This window comes from Bradyrhizobium sp. SOJA106, from assembly GCF_059448745.1.
The window spans coordinates 7,764,792-7,783,698 of the sequence record NZ_CM182549.1; the positions used below are offsets into that span (position 1 = coordinate 7,764,792).

The 18,907-nt window shown below is 65.4% G+C and carries 23 protein-coding genes and 1 tRNA gene; 12 read left to right on the forward strand and 12 right to left on the reverse strand.

What is annotated here, in order from left to right:
- Positions 1-29: 29 nt before the first annotated feature.
- Together AC5V87_RS36600 and AC5V87_RS36605 are read right to left on the reverse strand one after the other, a co-directional pair.
- A complete protein-coding gene (locus tag AC5V87_RS36600; RefSeq protein WP_456842325.1) occupies positions 30-1,820 on the reverse strand; it encodes a peptide ABC transporter substrate-binding protein in 1,791 nt (596 codons plus the stop codon).
- 261 nt (positions 1,821-2,081) lie between these two features.
- A complete protein-coding gene (locus tag AC5V87_RS36605) occupies positions 2,082-3,500 on the reverse strand; it encodes a M20 family metallopeptidase (RefSeq protein ID WP_456842324.1) in 1,419 nt (472 codons plus the stop codon).
- A gap of 282 nt (positions 3,501-3,782) precedes the next feature.
- On the opposite strand from AC5V87_RS36605, the gene AC5V87_RS36610 reads away from it, so the two are divergent.
- The 3 genes from AC5V87_RS36610 (at position 3,783) to AC5V87_RS36620 (ending at position 6,135) form a co-directional block, all read left to right on the forward strand.
- On the forward strand, positions 3,783-4,754 hold the full coding sequence (locus tag AC5V87_RS36610) for a S1C family serine protease (protein WP_456842323.1): 972 nt from the start codon (positions 3,783-3,785) through the stop codon (positions 4,752-4,754).
- A 21-nt stretch (positions 4,755-4,775) separates the two neighbouring features.
- Positions 4,776-5,846: a carboxylesterase family protein gene (locus AC5V87_RS36615; protein ID WP_495369358.1), complete on the forward strand. Its 1,071-nt coding sequence runs from the start codon at positions 4,776-4,778 to the stop codon at positions 5,844-5,846.
- Positions 5,847-5,928: 82 nt separating this feature from the next.
- A complete protein-coding gene (locus AC5V87_RS36620) occupies positions 5,929-6,135 on the forward strand; it encodes a hypothetical protein (RefSeq protein ID WP_495369359.1) in 207 nt (68 codons plus the stop codon).
- 93 nt (positions 6,136-6,228) lie between these two features.
- Here the strand turns inward: AC5V87_RS36620 and AC5V87_RS36625 are convergent, their stop codons facing one another.
- The 3 genes from AC5V87_RS36625 to AC5V87_RS36635 all read right to left on the reverse strand — a co-directional run bounded on the left by AC5V87_RS36625 (position 6,229) and on the right by AC5V87_RS36635 (position 7,895).
- Entirely contained in the window at positions 6,229-6,888 is a 660-nt protein-coding gene (locus AC5V87_RS36625; RefSeq protein WP_495369360.1) for a DsbA family protein, read from the reverse strand.
- Positions 6,889-7,013: 125 nt separating this feature from the next.
- Positions 7,014-7,463 carry a PaaI family thioesterase gene (locus AC5V87_RS36630; protein ID WP_495369361.1) on the reverse strand — a complete coding sequence of 150 codons (450 nt, stop codon included), beginning with the start codon at positions 7,461-7,463 and terminating at the stop codon, positions 7,014-7,016.
- Between the two features lie 3 nt (positions 7,464-7,466).
- On the reverse strand, positions 7,467-7,895 hold the full coding sequence (locus AC5V87_RS36635; RefSeq protein ID WP_456842318.1) for an acyl-CoA thioesterase: 429 nt from the start codon (positions 7,893-7,895) through the stop codon (positions 7,467-7,469).
- 126 nt (positions 7,896-8,021) lie between these two features.
- On the opposite strand from AC5V87_RS36635, the gene AC5V87_RS36640 reads away from it, so the two are divergent.
- Positions 8,022-8,570 carry a TetR/AcrR family transcriptional regulator gene (locus tag AC5V87_RS36640; protein ID WP_456842317.1) on the forward strand — a complete coding sequence of 183 codons (549 nt, stop codon included), beginning with the start codon at positions 8,022-8,024 and terminating at the stop codon, positions 8,568-8,570.
- Between the two features lie 165 nt (positions 8,571-8,735).
- Here the strand turns inward: AC5V87_RS36640 and AC5V87_RS36645 are convergent, their stop codons facing one another.
- Positions 8,736-9,224 (reverse strand): hypothetical protein, encoded by a 489-nt coding sequence (locus AC5V87_RS36645; RefSeq protein WP_456842316.1) that lies wholly within the window; start codon positions 9,222-9,224, stop codon positions 8,736-8,738.
- 212 nt (positions 9,225-9,436) lie between these two features.
- On the opposite strand from AC5V87_RS36645, the gene AC5V87_RS36650 reads away from it, so the two are divergent.
- Both AC5V87_RS36650 and AC5V87_RS36655 read left to right on the forward strand, forming a co-directional pair.
- Positions 9,437-9,706, forward strand: coding sequence for a PsiF family protein (locus tag AC5V87_RS36650; protein ID WP_495369362.1), 270 nt, complete (start codon positions 9,437-9,439; stop codon positions 9,704-9,706).
- A gap of 101 nt (positions 9,707-9,807) precedes the next feature.
- Complete coding sequence (locus AC5V87_RS36655; protein WP_456842314.1) at positions 9,808-10,893, forward strand: AbrB family transcriptional regulator; 1,086 nt, start codon at positions 9,808-9,810, stop codon at positions 10,891-10,893.
- A 138-nt stretch (positions 10,894-11,031) separates the two neighbouring features.
- Here AC5V87_RS36655 and AC5V87_RS36660 read toward each other — a convergent pair whose 3' ends face one another.
- Positions 11,032-11,571, reverse strand: coding sequence for a disulfide bond formation protein B (locus AC5V87_RS36660; RefSeq protein ID WP_456842313.1), 540 nt, complete (start codon positions 11,569-11,571; stop codon positions 11,032-11,034).
- A gap of 159 nt (positions 11,572-11,730) precedes the next feature.
- Here AC5V87_RS36660 and AC5V87_RS36665 point away from each other — a divergent pair.
- Both AC5V87_RS36665 and AC5V87_RS36670 read left to right on the forward strand, forming a co-directional pair.
- Positions 11,731-11,815 (forward strand) — tRNA-Leu (locus tag AC5V87_RS36665).
- Between the two features lie 182 nt (positions 11,816-11,997).
- Entirely contained in the window at positions 11,998-12,300 is a 303-nt protein-coding gene (locus AC5V87_RS36670; protein ID WP_495369363.1) for a hypothetical protein, read from the forward strand.
- 16 nt (positions 12,301-12,316) lie between these two features.
- On the opposite strand, the gene AC5V87_RS36675 is transcribed toward AC5V87_RS36670, so the two are convergent.
- Complete coding sequence (locus tag AC5V87_RS36675) at positions 12,317-12,787, reverse strand: SRPBCC family protein (RefSeq protein ID WP_495369364.1); 471 nt, start codon at positions 12,785-12,787, stop codon at positions 12,317-12,319.
- A 125-nt stretch (positions 12,788-12,912) separates the two neighbouring features.
- On the opposite strand from AC5V87_RS36675, the gene AC5V87_RS36680 reads away from it, so the two are divergent.
- The 3 genes from AC5V87_RS36680 to AC5V87_RS36690 all read left to right on the forward strand — a co-directional run bounded on the left by AC5V87_RS36680 (position 12,913) and on the right by AC5V87_RS36690 (position 15,896).
- The gene (locus tag AC5V87_RS36680) at positions 12,913-13,146 is read left to right on the forward strand and encodes a hypothetical protein (protein WP_456842310.1); all 234 of its coding nucleotides are present in this window, start codon (positions 12,913-12,915) and stop codon (positions 13,144-13,146) included.
- A gap of 132 nt (positions 13,147-13,278) precedes the next feature.
- Entirely contained in the window at positions 13,279-13,962 is a 684-nt protein-coding gene (locus tag AC5V87_RS36685; protein WP_456842309.1) for a response regulator, read from the forward strand.
- Entirely contained in the window at positions 13,959-15,896 is a 1,938-nt protein-coding gene (locus AC5V87_RS36690) for a sensor histidine kinase (protein WP_495369365.1), read from the forward strand. Before AC5V87_RS36685 ends, AC5V87_RS36690 begins: the two co-directional genes overlap by 4 nt.
- Before the next feature lie 137 nt (positions 15,897-16,033).
- On the opposite strand, the gene AC5V87_RS36695 is transcribed toward AC5V87_RS36690, so the two are convergent.
- Positions 16,034-16,324: a hypothetical protein gene (locus AC5V87_RS36695; RefSeq protein ID WP_456842307.1), complete on the reverse strand. Its 291-nt coding sequence runs from the start codon at positions 16,322-16,324 to the stop codon at positions 16,034-16,036.
- A gap of 237 nt (positions 16,325-16,561) precedes the next feature.
- Here AC5V87_RS36695 and AC5V87_RS36700 point away from each other — a divergent pair, with 237 nt between their 5' ends.
- Complete coding sequence (locus tag AC5V87_RS36700) at positions 16,562-16,786, forward strand: cysteine rich repeat-containing protein (RefSeq protein ID WP_456842306.1); 225 nt, start codon at positions 16,562-16,564, stop codon at positions 16,784-16,786.
- A 53-nt stretch (positions 16,787-16,839) separates the two neighbouring features.
- Here the strand turns inward: AC5V87_RS36700 and AC5V87_RS36705 are convergent, their stop codons facing one another.
- From AC5V87_RS36705 to AC5V87_RS36715, 3 genes are all read right to left on the reverse strand, one after another.
- Entirely contained in the window at positions 16,840-17,565 is a 726-nt protein-coding gene (locus AC5V87_RS36705) for a hypothetical protein (RefSeq protein ID WP_495369366.1), read from the reverse strand.
- A 73-nt stretch (positions 17,566-17,638) separates the two neighbouring features.
- Positions 17,639-18,349 carry a hypothetical protein gene (locus AC5V87_RS36710; RefSeq protein WP_495369367.1) on the reverse strand — a complete coding sequence of 237 codons (711 nt, stop codon included), beginning with the start codon at positions 18,347-18,349 and terminating at the stop codon, positions 17,639-17,641.
- Between the two features lie 135 nt (positions 18,350-18,484).
- On the reverse strand, positions 18,485-18,733 hold the full coding sequence (locus AC5V87_RS36715; protein WP_495369368.1) for a hypothetical protein: 249 nt from the start codon (positions 18,731-18,733) through the stop codon (positions 18,485-18,487).
- Positions 18,734-18,907: the final 174 nt, after the last annotated feature.

Consider the following 18,907-nt stretch of genomic DNA (forward strand, 5'->3'; position numbering starts at 1 on the left):
AAAGAAGGACCCCGCCTAGCTGCGCGTGATCATTCCTCGCGGTACCAGTCGTGCAGATTGTCGGTTTCGTTGGCCCATCCGCTGATGATCGGGCGCAGATTGTTGGCCGCCGCTTCCACCTTCAGCCGATGCTGCACCGGGATGAACACGGTGTCCTGGAACATGAGATCGTTGGCCTTGATGTAGAGCGCCGCGCGCTTGACCGGATCCATCTCGCTTTCGGCGGCTTCGATGGTCGCGTCGTATTCCTTGTTGACCCATCGCGGGAAGTTCGTGCCCTGCCACTTGTTCTCCTTGGTGGCGACGAGGGTCGACAGGTAGCGACGCATGTGCTGCGCCGGATCCGGCTGGCTCAGCGGGATCTGGAACATCTCGAGGTCGGCGTAGAAATGCGCATAGGTATCGGGGTTGGCGACGTCGGAGGAGAAGAACACCGAAGCGACGACCGATTTCAGCTCTACGTCGATACCGGCCTTCTGACAGGCCTGCTTGACGATCGCCTGGGTCTTCTGGCGCGGGCCGTTGATCGAGGTCTGGTACAGAAGCTTCAGCTTCTTGCCGTCCTTCTCGCGGATGCCATCCGCGCCGGGCTTCCAGCCGGCATCGTCGAGCAGCTTCGAGGCCTTCTCGATGCTGAACTCCCAAGAGGTGTTCTTGGAAACGAACTTCTCGGGACCGTTGAGGAAGTTGGCGGTGGTGCGGCCGGCGCGGCCGTAGATCGCCTTCTTGACGGACTCGCGATCGACCAGCAGCGACAGCGCCTTGCGCACCGCAGGGTCGGACAGCAACGGATGCTTGGTCTTCATCGACGAGCGCTCGCCGTCGACCTCGGTATTGGGATCGGTGAAGTTGAGTGCGATGAACTCGGTATCGCCGCCCACGGCGTAGATGGTCTTGCCCTTGCCGCCCTTCTCCAGCCGCAGCAGCACGTCGTCCTCGACCTGGATGTTCCAGCCGAAATCATATTCGCCGGTCTGGATCACCGCGCGCGCCGCCGAGACGGCGTCGCCGCCGCCCTTCATCTCGACCGTGTCGAAATAAGGCCGGGTCGGCATGTGGTAATCGGGATTGAGCTGGCCGCGGACAAGATCGCCCGGCTTGAACTCGACGAACTTGTAGGGGCCGGTGCCGACCGGCGAGAGGTTGGTCGGCGCTTCGCGCGACTTGGCTCCCTTGTAGTCGGCGAAAAGATGCTTCGGGATGATGGTGTTGGGAGCACCGACGAAGGCATCGGCCCAGAACGGCGTCGGCTTGTTGAAGAGGATTCGCACCGTGAGATCGTCCACCTTCTCGACGGTAATGTCGCGATAGGTTCCGATCGTCAGCGCCGAGGTCGCCGGATCCTTGGCATATTCCCAGTTGAACACGACGTCGTCGGCGGTGAACGGCTTGCCGTCGTGCCACTTGACGCCGGGCTTGAGCTTCCAGGTGACCGATTTGCCGTCAGCGGCCAGCCCGCCGTTCTGGATCGACGGAATCTCGGCTGCCAACACCAGCTTCATGTTGCCGTCCGGATCCCAGCAGGCGAGCGGCTCGTAGAACAGACGCGAGCCGTCCTGGTCCTTGGTGCCGGTGGCAAAGTGCGGATTGAGCAGGGTCGGGCCCTGCCACCACAACAGCTTCAGGGCACCGCCGCCGCCGCGCTTGGTCGGCTTGTAGACCTGCGGACCTTCCGCCATGGCGACGCCGCCGAGCGCGAGGATCTGGTTGGCCAGGGGAGCGGTGAGGCCGACCGCGGCCATGCGCTTGATGAAGGCCCGGCGATCCATCCGCCCGTCCTTCACGTCGCCGATCATCGAACGCAGTTCTTTATCCAGCATGGTTGTCCCCCGTCTGGTTCCCGGTATGGATGCAGGCGACCGCGAGCGGCCGCCGATTTGGCTGGCGGTAGATGGCACACCGAATAGGCTGCGCGTCAACTCCGACCGTGTGTATGCGAACGGTGTTCTGGCTGTCTGTTGGGCAAAACTGCGTTCCGCAGCCCAGGCCCTTGGCAAACCGGCGTCAAAACACGCCGGATTCCTCGTTGCACTGCGAAAAATTTGTTCGCCGGATCAGACGAAGTATCGAGACTATATTTTCTACACCACGGACATATCGAGCGGCGGCGCGACGTGGTCCGGCAGCGGACAGACATAGGGCGTCTTGGCTGTCCGCTTGGTGAGGTCCGCTTTCGCGGCCTTGATCAGCTCCGGCTCCGTCAACGCCTTGATGCCGAGGCCCGCCATCGCCTTGGCCGCCTGCACCATGGCCTTGTGGGCGTGCGGGCTTTTGCCCTGCGCCACCACCTGCCAGGTGTGGAACGGAGTGCCGATTGCAACCGTCGGTGCGTGAACCTGCACGGTCGGCACCACCCAGCTCACATCGCCGACGTCGGTCGAGCCGACAAGCGGGTTGCGCTTGGCGTCGAGCGGCACCAGGAAGTCCGCCAACGGCTGATCGGTCGGCTCCATGCCGATCGCGTAATAGACCGAGGCGATGTCCTTGTCACTCAGGGTCGCGCGGATCTGGCTGGCAAAGCTCTTGTCCGCATCGTCGAAATGCGGGGGCCCGAGCTCCTCCATCACCCGATGCAGCGCCTGCTCCAGAGGTGCGTTCGGCAGGATGTTGGAGACCGCGGAGATGATCTTCATCTCCACCTTGGTCTCGGTCATCAGGGCTGCGCCCTGGGCAATCTTGTTCACGCGCCCGACCAGCTCGTTCATGCCGGGCAGGTCGCGGGCGCGGATCGAATAACGCACGCGCGCATGGGCCTGCACCACGTTGGGGGCGATGCCGCCGGTGTCGAGCAGCGCGTAATGCACGCGTGCGTCGCTCGGCATGTGCTCGCGCATGTAGTTCACGCCGACATTCATCAATTCCACCGCGTCGAGCGCGGAGCGGCCGAGATGAGGCGAAGCCGCCGCATGCGAGGTGCGGCCGGTGAAGATGAAGTCGGCGCGGGTATTGGCGAGCGACGGCGTCACCGCGACTTCCCAGAAGCTGTGCGGATGCCAGGTGATGGCAATGTCGGCATCCTCGAACGCGCCCGAGCGCACCATGAAGGCCTTGGCCGCGCCACCTTCTTCCGCCGGGCAGCCGTAATAGCGCACGCGGCCCGGCACCTTGTTCTCGGCGAGCCAGTCCTTGACCGCGGTCGCGGCGAGCAGCGCGGCGGAGCCGAGCAGGTTATGTCCGCAACCATGACCATGGCCGCCGGTTTCGACCGGACGGTGTTCCGCAACGCCGGCCTCCTGACTGAGGCCGGGCAGCGCGTCATATTCGCCCATGAAGGCGATGACGGGACCGCCCTCGCCCCATTCGCCCATCAGCGCGGTCGGAATGCCCGCGACCTTCTCGGTGATGCGGAAACCCTGGTGACGCAGCTCGGCAAGATGCTCGGCGGCCGACCTCGCCTCGGTGTAGCAGACTTCGGGCATGCCCCAGACCTTGTCGCTGAGGTCGATGAAACGCCCCTTGATCGTGTCGATGCCACGCCAGATGTCGCTGCGATTGTCCATTGCTTCGGTCCGTGATCCCTTGGTCAAACGAAGCGGCAATGGTTAGCAGCTTCATTGCAGGCCGCCTAGCATATCGTCGGACAGCAGCCATGCGGCCCTTGCCGGATCACACACCGCCTGTCGTGCGCGCGATGTTTCCGCGCCTTTCGAAGATTTCACGCGGCGTTCTCCGGAATAGTTGAGGTCAAGTCTTTTAAGATGACCCTCGTCGGCCTAAATTACCGGTGCTTCGCCTGCCCTCGCTTGGCGGCGAAGGGACCGCTCGCAAATCAGGAGACCTCCATGGCCGTTCTAACCGAATGGAGAGTGCCGCCGGCCAACCAGCCGCGTGCGAGCGACTACGGTTTCGATCTCGATCACGCGCTCGGCTCCGTCGTCGGCCTGCACGCCATCATCCCGCCGGACGCTTTCAGCGCCGAAACATTGGGTACCGAACGCGCCGGCAATGGCGTCGTGATCGATGACGGGTTGGTGCTGACCATCGGCTATCTCATCACCGAGGCGGAATCGGTGTGGCTACACCTCGCCGACGGGCGCGTCGTCGAGGGGCATGTGCTCGGCTTCGATTCCGTCACCGGCTTCGGCCTCGTGCAGGCGCTCGGCAGGCTCGACCTCGAGCCCTTGCCGCTCGGCAACTCGGCCGACACCCGCATCGGCGACCGCGTCGTGGTCGGCGGCGCCGGCGGGCGCACGCGCTCGGTCGCGAGCCAGATCGTCGCCAAGCAGGAATTCGCCGGCTATTGGGAATATCTGCTGGACGAGGCCATCTTCACTTATCCTGCGCACCCCAACTGGGGCGGCACGGCACTGCTCAACGAGCGCGGCGAATTGATCGGCATCGGCTCGCTCCAGCTCGAACGCGAGCGTGAAGGCAACGCCGAGCACGTCAACATGATCGTGCCGATCGACCTGTTGAAGCCGATCCTCGATGACTTGCGCAAGTTCGGCCGCGTCAACAAACCGGCACGGCCGTGGCTCGGGCTCTACTCGACCGAGATCGACAACCGTGTGGTGGTGATCGGGATCTCCGCCAACGGCCCGGCCGCGCGTGCCGAGCTCAAGACGGGCGACGTCATCCTCGCCGTCGACGGCGAGAAGGTCAGGAGCCAGACCGGCTTCTACAGGAAGATGTGGGCGCTCGGCGCTGCCGGCGTCGATATACCGCTCACCGTTCATCATGAAGGCGTCACTTTCGATGTCACGGTGACCTCGACCGACCGCTTCAAGCTTCTGAAGGCGCCGAAGCTGCATTGATCCCATACTGGGGTAGCCGCGATGAGCGAGGCCGTGATCGACGACATCGTGGCCCTGCTGCCGCCGCTGCTCAATGCGCTGGAAGCGCTCGGTTTCTTCCAGCGGCATTTGCATCCGCCGGCCTTCGCCTCGGTGATGAATGCAATCGGCAGGCCTGACAAGACGCTGCAGGCGGCACATAGAGCGATCGGAGAATGGCCGGAGCAGTTCGCCGGATTACGCGAGCGGCTCGATCGCGCCTGCAACGAGACGCTCGCCGCCCTTGCCGGCATCCGCGATGTCGAGCGCGGCAATGGCGATCTCGTCGCGGTCTTCCGCGCGCTGCGTCACGTCCCGCGTGCGCAGGAGGCGCTCTATCCGATGGCGGCGCAGTTTCCGCCGGTGAGCAGCTTCTTCCTCAACGCCGCCAATCGCGACAACGGCGATCTGCTGGCGCGGCTCGAAGCCGGCGCGGGCGACGGCACCGGCATCTTCCACGATCAAAATGAGCCCGGCAGCCGCGGCGGCTTCTCGGTCTATGTGCCCGAATATTACAGGCCCGATCTCGCCATGCCGCTGGTGATGGCGCTGCATGGCGGCAGCGGCAACGGCCGTGGTTTTCTCTGGAGTTGGCTGCGCGACGCCCGCAGCCTCGGCGCGATCCTGGTGGCTCCGACTGCAACCGGCCCGACCTGGGCACTGATGGGCGACGATTCCGACACGCCGAACCTGATGCGTATCCTTAAGACTGTCCGCAGCCGCTGGAGCATCGATGCCTCGCGCCTGCTGCTGACCGGCATGAGCGACGGCGGCACCTTCTGCTACGTTACAGGCCTCGACGGCGCTTCGCCCTTCACGCATCTCGCGCCGGTGTCGGCGACATTCCATCCGCTAATGGCGGAGATTGCGGACGCCACGCGCCTGCAAGGCCTCCCCATCTTCATCACCCACGGCAAGCTCGACTGGATGTTTCCGGTGCAGACCGCGCGCCAAACCCAAGCTGCGCTCTCGGCGGCGGGCGCCAACATCACCTATCGCGAGATCGACGATCTCAGCCACACCTATCCGCGCGAGATCAATGCGGAGCTGTTGGAATGGCTGAATGGGGAATGAACGATCTCTCCTTACATGCGCCGCATCGCCGCGGAACCATCACTCCGGGCCGACGTTATCGCCCGTCACCGGAGGTTCGCAAATGCAGACTTTTTTCGGAATGATCCTGGGCGCGCTGCTGCTCGTGTGCGGCGTCTACGCCTATGACTCCATGCAGACGTCCTCGGTCGCCAATGGCGACGTCGCGGCCACCAACCGCACCATCGTAAACTGGGACGTCGCGAAGGCCGATTGGAACGCGCTGCGCGATCGCGCGCACAAGGACTGGGTCCGAATCTCATCGAAGTAATTCGGACGAAGTATTCTCGACTTGCCAAATGAACAAGGCGCCGTCGCGGCTTCGCGGCGGCGCCGTCGCGTTGGCTGTGATCGATGCGCCAGCTCAGTTCATCTTGGCCTTGCGGGCGTCGGCAATGACCTGCTCGAACTCGTTCATGCTGAGCACGCCCGGCACGCGGTACTTGCCGACGATGAACGAAGGCGTGCCGCGGAAACCGAAGGCTTCCGCCTGCTCGTTGTTGCGCTTGAGGATGGCGTCGATGTCCTTGGCATGACCGGTGAGATCGCGTTTCAGGCGGTCCATGTCGACGCCGGCAGCCGCCAGCAGCTCGTTGATGCGCGGCTCGGTGAGGCGGGAGCTGACGGCCATCATGGCATCATGGGCCTGGTGATACTTGTCCTGGAATTTTGCCGCGAGCGCAATCCGCGCCGCGGTGACTGAGACCGGACCGAGGACCGGCCAGTCCTTGATCACCAGCCGCACCTTGCCGTCGTCCTGGACCACCTGGCGCAGCTCGGGCTCGAGCTTGCGGCAATAGGGACAATTGTAGTCGGACCACTCGACGATGGTGATGTTGCCATCGGGATTGCCGGCGACCGGCGTCTCGGGATCGCGCAGCACCTTGGCTTCGGTCAGCACCTCGTCATCGTCTGCCGCCGCCAGCGCCGAGGTGATCCCGCCCGCAGCAAGCGCGCCCGCCCCAATCAACGTCAACGCACTACGCCGCGTCGCCACGAGGCCTTTCTTGCCAAATCCAGTCATATCTCGTCCCGTTTCGGTCCCATCCCGCAAGAATACGGCCCAGGACCGGCAATTGTTACGGGTCATATAGAACTTCGCGGGCGCGATGTCATTGCCGCGCCCTGCGCAAATCGTGTCCGACGGGCTTAAGCCGCCGCGCGCGGCAGCATCGCCATCAAGGTCCCGGTCATGGTGGCGATCAGCGCGGTCGTGCCCTCATGCTCGGCAAAGGCTTTGGCCTCGCAGAAGGTCAGCGTGCGGCCGGGCTTGATCACCTCGGCCTTGAAGATGAAGCGCGTGCCGCGGGCGGGTGCGAGCAGCGTGGTCTTGAACTCGACGGTCAGGATGTCCGCCTCGTGCGGCATCAGGCTGAAGGCAGCAACGCCGCAGGCATTGTCGAGGCCCGCGGTGATGATGCCGGCATGGATGAAGCCGTTCTGTTGCGTCAAAGCCGGCGCGTGCAGCATTGCCAGCTCGACCTGGCCCGGCGCGAGCCGTACGATTGCGATACCGAGCGTACGCATCGCCGGCTGGCTCTCGAACATGGCAATAGTCGCTGCGCGATAGCCCGGGTTTTTCGGCTGGAATGCGGTCATGACTCAGACCTCGGCCGGTTCGGCGAGATGTTTCAAAGCGACCGCCCGGATCGCGTCCGCGAACGGCGTCGACTTGCGCAGCCCACGGTCCATGTGCACACCCGTGATCTCGCAAATTGCGGCGATCTCGCCAGTCTCGGCATTCGTCATGTCGTGCCGGAAGCGGATCGACTTGTCGCGGACCTCGAGCAAGTGGCTGCGGATCTCGACGATGTCGCCGGCGAGCAGCTCGCGCCTGTAGGTGATGTTCTGCTGCACGGCGGCCATGCCACGGCCGGAGGAACGCAGATAGCTCGGCGTCAGCCCGAGGCGAGCGAACAGATTCCAGTTGGCTTCGTCGAACTTGCCGACATACCACATGATGTTCATGTGGCCGACATGATCGCATTGCCACGGATACACCGTGCCGCGATAGGTCGCCTCCTGCTCCATCGCAATGTCTCCCTGCCCTTTTTCTTGCTGACTTTTTGGTGCCTTTTTGGCTTTGATACGGTAGCGTATCAGGGGCTCGCCGCGTTAGCAATACGGCACCGTATCAAGAACCGGTGAGGCGACTTCATGAGCGAGGGCAAGCGCGACGTCTGGGTCGAGGCGGGGTTTGCCGAGCTCGCCCGCTCGGGGGTCGAGGGTGTCCGGGTCGAAGTGCTCGCCAAGAATCTCGGCGTCACCAAAGGCGGGTTCTACCGCCGCTTCTCCGACCGGGCTGCACTGCTCGATCTCATGCTGGAACGCTGGCGCGAGGGACGCGCGGCGTCAATCGCGCAGCAGACCAGCCTGGACGGCGAGGCGCCGCGCGAGCGGCTGAGGGCGGTGATCCAGCTCTATTCGGAGCGGCTCAACCCGGAAGGCATGGCGATCGAGCTCGCGATCCGGCAATGGGCCCGCTCGGACGAGAATGCGGCGGCGGCGGTGGCGAGCGTGGATGCGGTGCGGCTGAAGCACGTCGCCGAGCTCTATCGCGCGACCGGCCTTGCGGCCGAGGAGGCCGAGGCGCAGGCCTTCCTGTTCTACTGCTTCATCTTCGGCCAAAGCCTTTTGTTCGTGGAGCGCGGCCCGCGCAAGCGGTCGCAGCTGGTGGCGAAATCGGCGGAGAAGCTGCTGGATTAGAGCATGATCCGGAAAAGTGCGCAGCGGGTTTTCCGAAAAGATCATGCTCAAACACCAACCTAAAGCGCGATGACGATTCATCCCAATCTCATCACGCTTTAGGCGCGCCAGAGGGCCAAGCAAGATGGCCGGAGCATTGCTCCGGCCATCGCATCAAATCGAAGCTCAGGCGGCGCCTTTCAGCCTCTTGTTGCATTCGCTGTAATAGCCGCCCCCCTTCTCGATCCACTTCATGCCGCCATTGCCGTTGGTGGCCTTGTTGGCGTTGTACTGGTCGACACAGGTGTGCAGGCGTGCCTTGCCGGCGGTCTCCTTGGAGTATTTCGGATCGATCGCATTCGGATAGACCGCAGGTCCCGCCGGCAGGGTCGGTGCGGCGGGAGCCGCTTCCTTCTTCGCTTGCTTCGGCTCGGCGGGAGCGGCGGGCGCAGCCGGAGCGGCTGCGGTCGGCGCGGCGGCGGGGGTCGCGTCCGCGCCGCACTGGGCCTTGCGGAATTCATTCCACTTCATGGTGCCGAGCGAGCCGTCCTTCTTGGCGGCCTGATATTTCGCGCTGCACTCCTGCGAGGTCAGCGCGTGCGCCGGTGCGCTCGCCGCCAGCGCGGCAAACCCCGACACCGCAATCGCACACAGCAATTTCGATTGAATGGTCATCCCTGATCTCCTCCTTGGTCTTCCCTTGGTCATTCCCTGGGGAAGTGAAACGAACATTGCTATCCTAGCGTGTCGGCCGCTTGCGACAAGGAAGCGATGGCGCCCTCCGCCAAAATATAGTGAAGCCGCCGTTCAAATTATTCATGTCGCGTTCAGCAACACCAGCCGACGTTCGCAACCCTTCGCCATTTTCGCAAGAAGAGTGCAACACCATGACCTTTACGTCCCGCCTCGCCGTCGTCGCTCTCGCCTCCCTGCTCGCTTCCGGCACCGCGTTCGCACAGACCGCCGCGCCGGCTGCCAAGACCGATGCCGTCACCATCGACAAGAAGGCGCCGAAGGAGCGCTCGGCCGAGTCGCTGGAATGCTCCAAGCAGGCGGACGCCAAGGGCCTGCATGGAAAGGAGCGCAAGAAATTCCGCTCCGAATGCATCAAGAGCGCGAAGGCCGGCACCGCCGCCCCCGCCGCCGACAAGAAGTAAATCCGTCACAATACGGCTCGCGAGCATCCGCGGGAGGCGTGCGCATTGCGGCATGACCAGCCTGCAATTGTGCGCCTGCCGCTGATTTGCGATAAGGTGGCGTGAAGCAAATCACCACCTCCCTGCCGTTCGAATGGCCGAGCCGTGCCAAGCTCTTGAGCACGGTGGAGACGCTCGTCATTGGCACCGCCGGCGGCCTCGTGTTTCTGCTCGCCGGCCTTCCCGGCGGGCTGATCTCGGGCGCGATGATTGCGGTCGGCATCGCCGCGATCGCCGGCCGCCAGCTGACGCTGCCGCCGATCCTGACCCAGACCGTGCTGGTGCTGCTCGGCATCTCGCTCGGATCAGTGGTGTCGCGCCATCTGATCCAGCAGGTCAGTGCCTATCCCTTAACCATCGGGCTGCTCGCGCTCGCCACCTTCTGCTCGACCTTCGGCTCGAGTTATTACCTCCAGCGCATCCATGGCTGGGACCGCACCTCCGCCTTCCTCGCCGGCAGCCCCGGCGCGCTGTCGCAGATCACGATTTTGGCGGTCGAGCGCGGCGCCGACCTGCCGGGCATCGCCGTGGTGCAGACCATGCGCGTCATCATTCTCACCGCGGCGCTGCCGATGGTGCTCGCGATCGCGGGCGTCGCGCCCTCCGCCGCGCCAACGCTCACTACAGCGATCGCCTCGCCGCTCGACCTCGTCGAGCTGGTCGCGGCCTCGCTGGCCGCCGCGCTGCTGCTGCGGCTGATCAAGTTTCCGGCGAGCTGGATGTTCGGCGCGATGATCGCCTCCAGCGTGCTGCATGGGGTGGGCTGGGTCGAAGGCGGCCTGCCGAACTGGGTGCGGGGGGTGGCGCTGATCGGCATCGGCGCGCTGATCGGCAGCCGCTTCGCGCGGATGCGGATCAAGACGCTGGCCGGCCACATCAACGCGGCGCTCGGCTCGTTTACTGTGGCGATCGCCGTCTCCGCGATCTTCGTCGGCATCGTCGCACTGACCACGCAGGTGAAGTTCTCGGACGTCGTCGTCGCCTTCGCGCCGGGCGCGATGGATGCGATGCTGGCGCTGGCACTCACCCTGCATATCGACCCGATCTTCGTCGGTGCCCATCACCTCTCGCGCTTCGTGTTCGTCACGATCGCAACTCCGGGCATCGTGCATCTGTTCGGCCGCACGCAGGACGATGTGGATGATTGACGGGGCACAGCTGCCGTAGCGGAGCACAGCTCTCGTGGGGTGGGTAAAAGGCGCACTAGCGCCGTGCCCACCATTCTTACGACGGTATCACTAGGAGTGGTGGGCACGCTCCGCTTTGCCCACCCTACGGCAGCTTGCCTAGCGCTTCGCCGTCCGCACAAATCCCCACGCGGCGAGCGCGGCCATCAAGAGCGAGATCAGCACGTTGTAGCCGGCGAGCGAAAAGCCGAGGAAGCGCCACTGAACCTCGTCGCAGCGCACCACCTTCACGGTATCGAGCTTCGACAGCAGATCGGCGGCGCTGCCGAGATTGACGACCGGACCGGAGCAGTCGGTCGGGCCCTTCCAAAAGCCCCATTCGACGCCGGAGTGATAGGTGCCGAGCCCGGCATTGGCGAGCGTCGCCAGCGCGAGGATCGCGAGTCCCGCGAGCAGCAGCGGCCGCGGTGCGCCGTTCCGCGCTGCAAGCGCCGTCAGCGCGCCGAGCGGGATCGCGAGATAATAGGCGTAGCGCTGCTCCAGGCACAACGGACAGGGCAGGATCTCCAGCACGAGCTGGAAGAACCAGGCACCTGCGATGGTCGCCGTCGCGATCAAAGTGACCAGCACCGAGGCGGTCAGCGCGGGGCCGGCGCTGTCCTGCCTGAACGCAGCTATTGCGGCACTCTGGGTCGTCACGGCAGCCTCTTCTCGACGGGGTCGCGCTTTAAGGCTGTAACCCCGGCCTATGCGGCTGTCGAGAACGGCCGGGATCACTTTGGCGCGGGTTGACCTCGCTTTGTTCATGGCTATAGTCCGCCGGCTTCGCGACGCTCTCCCTGGAGGGGCCGACCGAGGGCCCCTGTGGCGGAACTGGTAGACGCGCTCGACTCAAAATCGAGTTCCGCAAGGAGTGCTGGTTCGATTCCGGCCAGGGGCACCAGCCTTCGCTGCTTCGCAGCTACGGCTGGGCGAGCCACGCACATCTCTACTGGAGCGAAGCGGCGAAGGCTGTCCCGCCGGAGTCTTGGCGATGGCGGACTGGCTCAACGAAGCCTTCCCTTCCAATTGTCACATCCGCCCTGTAAAAGCCGGTAGCTTCTTCCATAACTCGAAGGAGCTAGTATGAACGACCTGCACGCGTGGCTTTCAGAGCAGCACCACGGCCTGCGCACTTTCCGGACATTCCAGCAGAAGCTCGAGACGCTCGGTCGCGACGACCCTGAGCAGCGCGGCCTGTGCCGGCTGTTGAGCAGCCTCGTCGGCAGCTATATCGAAGCGTTTGACGAGGCTCCGCTGCCGGTCCAGGTCGCCGATGGTGCCTATCAGCGTCTGCTGGCGCTGGTCGAGAGCATCGACCTGAACGCCGACGCGAGCCGCCGGCTTGCGGACATCAACCGCGTGGCGGAAAGCCGGCTCTGGCAGTGACCAGAGCGCCTCCACGTCAGCCCCCGCGCTCGTCCTCGACAGCACGCTTCAACATCGCGAGCGCGCCGCGCCAGTAGAAGGCCGCGTGCTTCCAGCCGGAGTCTTCGCCGATCTCCCAGCCGGGTCCCCAACGCGGAGGTGAAGGCGGCACCAACTGGTCGACCGTCAGGATCGTCTCCGCCTCGTCGGCGCGGAGCGCCATGGTGATGATCGACCAGGATTGAGGATGGTCCGGCAGACCGGAGACGCGCGACCAATAGGCGCAGCGAAGCAGCATCAGCGGCTCGACCGCGATGACGCGGCCCTTGTCGCGATAATGCTTCGTCCCGATCACGGCCTCGATCTCGAAGGGCTCGCCGACGCGCCAATCCGTCTTGAAATGAGCGTTGCGCCACCTCTCCCCTGCGTGGGGATCGGTGAGCGCATCCCACACGCGTACCCGATCCGCCGCGATCCGGATTGATTCGGTCACCGTCTTGAAGGTCATTTTCAGGCTTTCGGACATGCAGCGGAGGGGCGCGATTTTGTCCTGTCCGCCGCAAGGCGTTCGACTTCACCGCGCCGACACCTATATTCCTACCGGAACGTGTAGCGATGCAGCGAGCAGCTTTGATGGCCAGACGACGCGCGACGGAAGCGGAGGCCGACGACCTCCCCCGCTATTTCGTCTGGGTCCGGGGCCTCGACGGCCCCGAACCGCAGAAATGGATGGCGATGGACTTCGGTGTAGGCGACTGGAAGCGGGCGCTGGTGCTGGCCTATCTGGAGCTGCCGGAGGGCGAACGGCATTTGCCGCTTTCGGTGCTGGCGCGGCGCTATCCGCCGCCGAGGATGGAGACGCTGTAAAAGCCGTACCTCACTTCCCCTTGCTGCGGTCAGTGTCAGCCGTCGATGCCCCATGATTATGGGTGTCACGGCAAGTGCGCTGCGGATAAACTGGCTCGCGCCGCGGGGGACACGCGGTGCGGGACGATGAACATGAGCGAACAGGGCGAGACGGGTGAGGCCATCACCATCCTCCTCGTCGAGGACGACGCGCCGACCTGCTGGCGGCTCCAGGATGCGCTGGTCAAGGCCGGCTACGAGGTGCGCAGCGCCGGCACGCTCGGTGAGGCCCGCTTCGCGCTCGGCGAGGGTGTGCCGCGCGTGCTGCTGACCGATCTCAGGCTGCCCGACGGCCACGGCGTCGAGCTGATCCGCGAAACCCGCCAGCGCTTTCCCGACACCGAGATCATGGTGATCTCGGCGCTCGGCGACGAGGAAAGCGTGATCTCGGCGATCACGGTCGGCGCCACCGGCTATCTCCTGAAGGACGCCTTCCCCACCGACATCGCGACCACCGTGCGCGATCTGGTCGCCGGCCATTCGCCAATCTCGGCCTCGATCGCCCGCTTCATCGTCCGCCGAACACAAGGAGCGGCGCAGAATTCGGCGGCGCCGCCGCCCGGGCCCGTGCTCAACACGGCGAGGCTGACACCGCGGGAGATCGACATCCTCTGGGGCATCGCCAAGGGCTTCAGCTACGCCGAGATCGCCAGCCATCTCGGCCTGTCCAGGCAGACCGTGCCGGGCCACATCAAGAACATCTATCGCAAGCTCGAGGTGCACACGCGCAGCGAGGCGGTGTTCGAGGCGGTGCAGCAGGGCCTGATCAAGCTGTGAGCGAGATCGCGGCGAAGGCACCGGGCAAACCCGCGCGGCCCCGGCTGCTGGCCTCGCGGCTGCTGCCTTATCTGCTGCTCCAGGCGCTGATCGTGATCGCCACCATTCTCGGACTGCGGCTGCTCCAGCCCAGCGATCCCGACGATCATGCCGTGACGGCATTCTCGTTGCGGGAGGACGGCATGACGCGCCCCGTGACGCTGCCGCACTTCACCTCGTCGCGCTATTCGCTGGCGGACCCGCCGCTCTATACCGGCACTTTCATCTTCAAACGCGGAGACGCGGGGTCAGGATGGTCGGTCTACCTGCCGCGCTTCAGCAATGCGGTCGAGGTCGCCGTCAACGGCGTCGTCGTGCTCGATTCCTGCCGCGACGCCAACGCCAACCGGCCGGACCGCAACACGCCGCAGATCGCGCTCATCCCGGCCTCGCTGCTGCGCGACGGCAGCAACGAGATCACCGTGCGGTTGTTCGTATGGGGACCGCTGAAGGGATTTCTCGACACCGTCTATGTCGGGCCGGATATAGCCTTGCGTCCGGCCTATGAGACGCGCACGCTGCTGTTCGTCACGTTGCAGGTGGTGTTCTCCGCCTGGCAGTCGATCCTCGCCGTCATCCTCGCGATCATGTGGCTGATGCGGCGACGCGAGCCGGTCTATGGCGTGCTGGCGGCTGCGATGGTGCTCGGCGTCATCCAGGCCTTCATGCCGCCGCCGGTGCCGCCGTTCACCGTATCGCGGCTTCCCGCGGTGCTGCTCGCATCCGCGCCGATCGAGAGCGCGCTGATCGTCGCCTTCGGCGTGCTGTTCTTCGGCTGGCGCTGGCCGCGCTACGGCGCCCTGCTGTTCGCGCCGGGGCTGATCATATTCGTGGTCGGATTGATCGGGGGCCCGCCGCTGCCACGCATCCTGTTCCTGGTGCTCGGCATCCCCACGGTCGGGCTCAGCCTGTTCCTGATGGCCTGCGTCACCACGGCCGCGGTGATCAGGCGGCGGGACGCGGCGAGCTTCACGATCGGCTGCGCGGTGACGATCGTGCTGACCTGCTGGATCCACGACATGCTGTCGGTGTTCGAGATCGTGACCAACGAGCGCATCTTCGTCTCGCGCCTGTCCTATTCGGCGATGCTGGTGGCGATCGGCGCCGGCCTGACGTGGCGTTTTGCCCGCGCGCTGAACCAGATCGACAGCTTCGCCGGCCAGCTCGTCACCCGCGTGCGCGAGGCCGAGGAGCGGCTGAAGGCGAGCTTTGCCCGCGAGGAGGAGCGGGCCCGCGCCGCCGCGCTGGCGAACGAACGCACGCGCCTGATGCGTGACCTGCACGACGGCCTCGGCGGACAGCTCGTCAGCATCGTGGCACTGTCCGAACGCGGCCATGAGGGCGCGACCATCACTGACGCGGCCCGCGCGGCGCTGAAGGACCTGCGCCTCGTCATCGACTCCATGGACGATATCGGCGGCGACCTGATGCTCGCGCTCGGCTCCTGGCGCGAGCGCGCGACGGCGCAATTGCGACCGCACGACATCGCGCTCGACTGGCGCGTGACGACGCCGCAAGGCCTGCCGCTGCATCCCGAGCTGCGGCCCTGGCATGTCATCCAGATCGTGCGCATCCTCGACGAGGCCGTGACCAATGCCGTCAAGCACGCCAAGGCGCGCCACATCGCAGTGACGATCGAGACCCTGGAAGGCGGCCAGCGAAGCGGCCAAGGGCCGTATGGCGTGATCAGCGTGACGGATGACGGCTGCGGTTTTGCGCTCACGGGCCATGGCGAAGCCGCGGGCGCGAGCCAGACCGCGCGGGGCTTGCGCAACATGAGAAGCCGCGCCGCGCGCTGCGGCGCCGCGCTCGACCTGAGCTCCGAGGGCTCGGGCACGCGCGTGCGGCTGCAATTGCCGCAAGTCTTTCCCGACAGCGACGCCGCCGCCGGCTGAAAAGCCCCCTCCCCGAACGCGTGGGACGCACGGAGAGAGGGAACGGGCCGGATGTCTGCCTTGCGGAGGACGGGGGGTGTTCGTCCGCAGGGCGCCGTTGCCCGAAACGATGCAATCAGCTCAATCCAAGGAATTCGTCAGCGCACGCCGACGCGATTGACCGGACCGCCGCGGTTCATCGGCGTGCCTGCGCGAACGCCGACACCAGGCGCGCCGACGCCGGGCGTCGCCACCGCTGCCGCGGCGACCGGGGCCGCGGGCGCGACCACCACCGCAGCGGTCGGCCGCACCACGCAGCCCTTGGGCACGCCGACCGTCTTGCAATACACCACCGCCTGCGCCGGGCTCGTGCCCAGCGACACCATCGCCGCGCCCGCCAGCATCATCACCGTCAACCCGGCGCTCAGCGCTCCCGCTTTTCTCGACATCTTGCTCTCCTGCTTCCCGTTCGGCGTCCCGATGCACTCACCTGGGTTTCGCAGCCGACGTGCAGGTGTGAATGGCAAAAGACGGCGCGCGAATACATGCCATGAAGATGGGGGTGCGGCGGCGATCAGGCCGAGCCGATGCCATGAACATGGCATGGACCGCGCGCACGGCTTCGCGAGATGGTCCGGCCTGCTTGATCCCACGCGGGACCAGCGACAATCCCAAAGAGGTGCTTTATGAAGATTTCGGTTCTTGCCGCGGTGCTGCTCGCCGCCACCGCCCTGCCCGCCGCAGCGCAATCCGGCCCTACACCGCAGGAGCAGATGGCCTGCCGCAGCGACGCCAGCAAATTCTGCGCCGAGCATGTCGGCAAGCCGCCGCAGATGAATGCCTGCCTGCGCGAGAACAAGTCGAAGCTCTCCGACGGCTGCCGCAAGGTCGTGGAATCGCACGGCGGCTGATCGCTTCCGGGAGAAGATCGCGCGCTCAGGAAGCAGCTGGGCGCGCCGACACGCTAATCGTCGTCGTCGGGCCCGAACAGCCTGATCTGCGGGAAGGTGCTGCGCGGGCGGTTCGCATAATCGCGCGCGCCGGAATCTTCGCGGATGTTGCGCGCGACATCGTCCCAATCGGTGCGGTCGCGCATGCCGCGCGGTTCACGGGATTCGTAGTGACGGCGCTCGGCCCAGCGCTCGCGGCGCTCCGCCCGGCGCCGCTCGGAGGCGGCGCGCCTCACGTCGGAATCTTTGGCCCTGGCATAGGCATTGTCAGGTGAGGAGGACGGCTCTGTCGACGCCTGCTGCTCGCCGGGCTTTGCTGCATGTGGAGGGGATGCGGGCGCCGGCTTGATCACGTCCTTGGGTGGCTCGACTGCGGCAGCTTGCGAAGGCCGCGGAGCCGCCGGCTCGGCGTCGGCCTGGACAGTCTGCGTCTCCGACTTGGTCTCTGGCTTGGCTAGGGGCTTGGCTTCGCCCTGCGCCTGTGCGGGCGCGGCAATCATCGCCCCGAAGGCTTGCGAGCCGGTGAGGTATTGGACGCGCTCGGACGGCGCGTTCGTCGCCGCGGGTGTATTGTCCGATGCAGCGGCTGCGGCGCGCTGCGCCATCTTGCTGGTGTCCGCACCCTGCTTCGGTGCGATCGGATTCATGATGTTGCCGGCGACGATGCCGCCGCCGAGGCCAATGGCGATGGCGGCGACGATCGTTCCGGCGCCGACGAAATAAGCTGTCGAGGCGCGCATTGGCCACTCCCTGTTTGGAGCGGGCAACGCGTGAGGATTGCCGGATGTTCCTGATACCGGCGGGAACCGCGCCTCAGATCTGCTGCGCGACCTTCTCGAGCCCGATGAGGCGGGCGAGCTTGCGCACTTCTTCCTTCTGGTCGTCACGCAGCTGGAACAGCAGCGGCATCGCGGCCGACTTCAACTGCTGGACCTCATCGCAATTCGGATCGATCTGCGCACCGGGCGGCGCGTTCGGATTTGACAGCTTGTTCGCCTGGATCTTGCGGGCGACGTTGCGCAGCGCGGTCTCGACCGAGGGCCAGTAATATTCCTGCGACGATGACAGCTTCAGGCGATCCTTGATCCCCGAGATCTGAACGTCGGACAGCAGCGAATAAGATTTCTGCGGCTGCGGCTTGGCGACGACCTTCGGCTTGGCCGGGACCTCGACGGCGGGAATCTCGGTGGGGGGCGCCTTTTGCGTGCTCGCCTTGGGCATCGGAAAATCCGACGGCGTGGCGGCGGCAAAAGCCTGACGCAGCGGCTCAGTCGGTGCGGCCGCCTGCAAAAGCTTGTCGGCCGGCACCTGAACCGGGTCGATCGCGGCCGAGGCCAGCGCCAGCGTCGGAACCAGGCGGTCGGCTTTGGCGGCGCGGTTGGTCGCGAGCGGCTTGGGCGCCGGCGTCTGCGCGATCATCTCGGCACTGACGCTGGGCACGCTGTCGCGGCCGAGAATGGCGGTGGCGGCGCCGCCGAGGACGAGGAAACAGGTCAGCACGACGATGGTGATGGCTCTGGACAAACGTCTCTCCGGGAACGACCGCTTCACGAGCTTGTTAGATTTGCTGGGAAAAAGGGCACGAAATAAGGCTTGAGTGTGCCTTCGCTGCGACAATCAGCATGCCTGCGGCGACATTTCCCGAAAAGGCCTAGGAAATCAGGCCGCTGCCGACAGCTCGTAGGCGTCCTGGATGTCGGCGACGATCTCGGAGGCCTCCCACACCGCACGCGGCTCGACCGATTGCAGCGCCACCGTCCAGTTGCCGCCGCGACGGGTGCGGGGGACGCTGACGATGTCGAACCGCACGTTGCGGCACAGCGGGTGGCGGGCCAGCGCGTGGGCGACGCGGATGCGGATCTCGTCCAGGGTCGCGGCTGTCTTGCTGTTGAGAAAATCGAAGTCCATCGCCTGTCCCTCTCGGTCCTGATTGGCGGCCGTGAGGGGATTCTTGGCGGGCGATGGTTAATCTGCCGTTAAGTGGGCGCGACGGAGGAGCGCTGGATTAACCGTGAGCAATGCGACAGCGTCGCCTCTCCCTCTCCCCGTCAACACGCCGACGTCGCCATGCTCACAACTGTC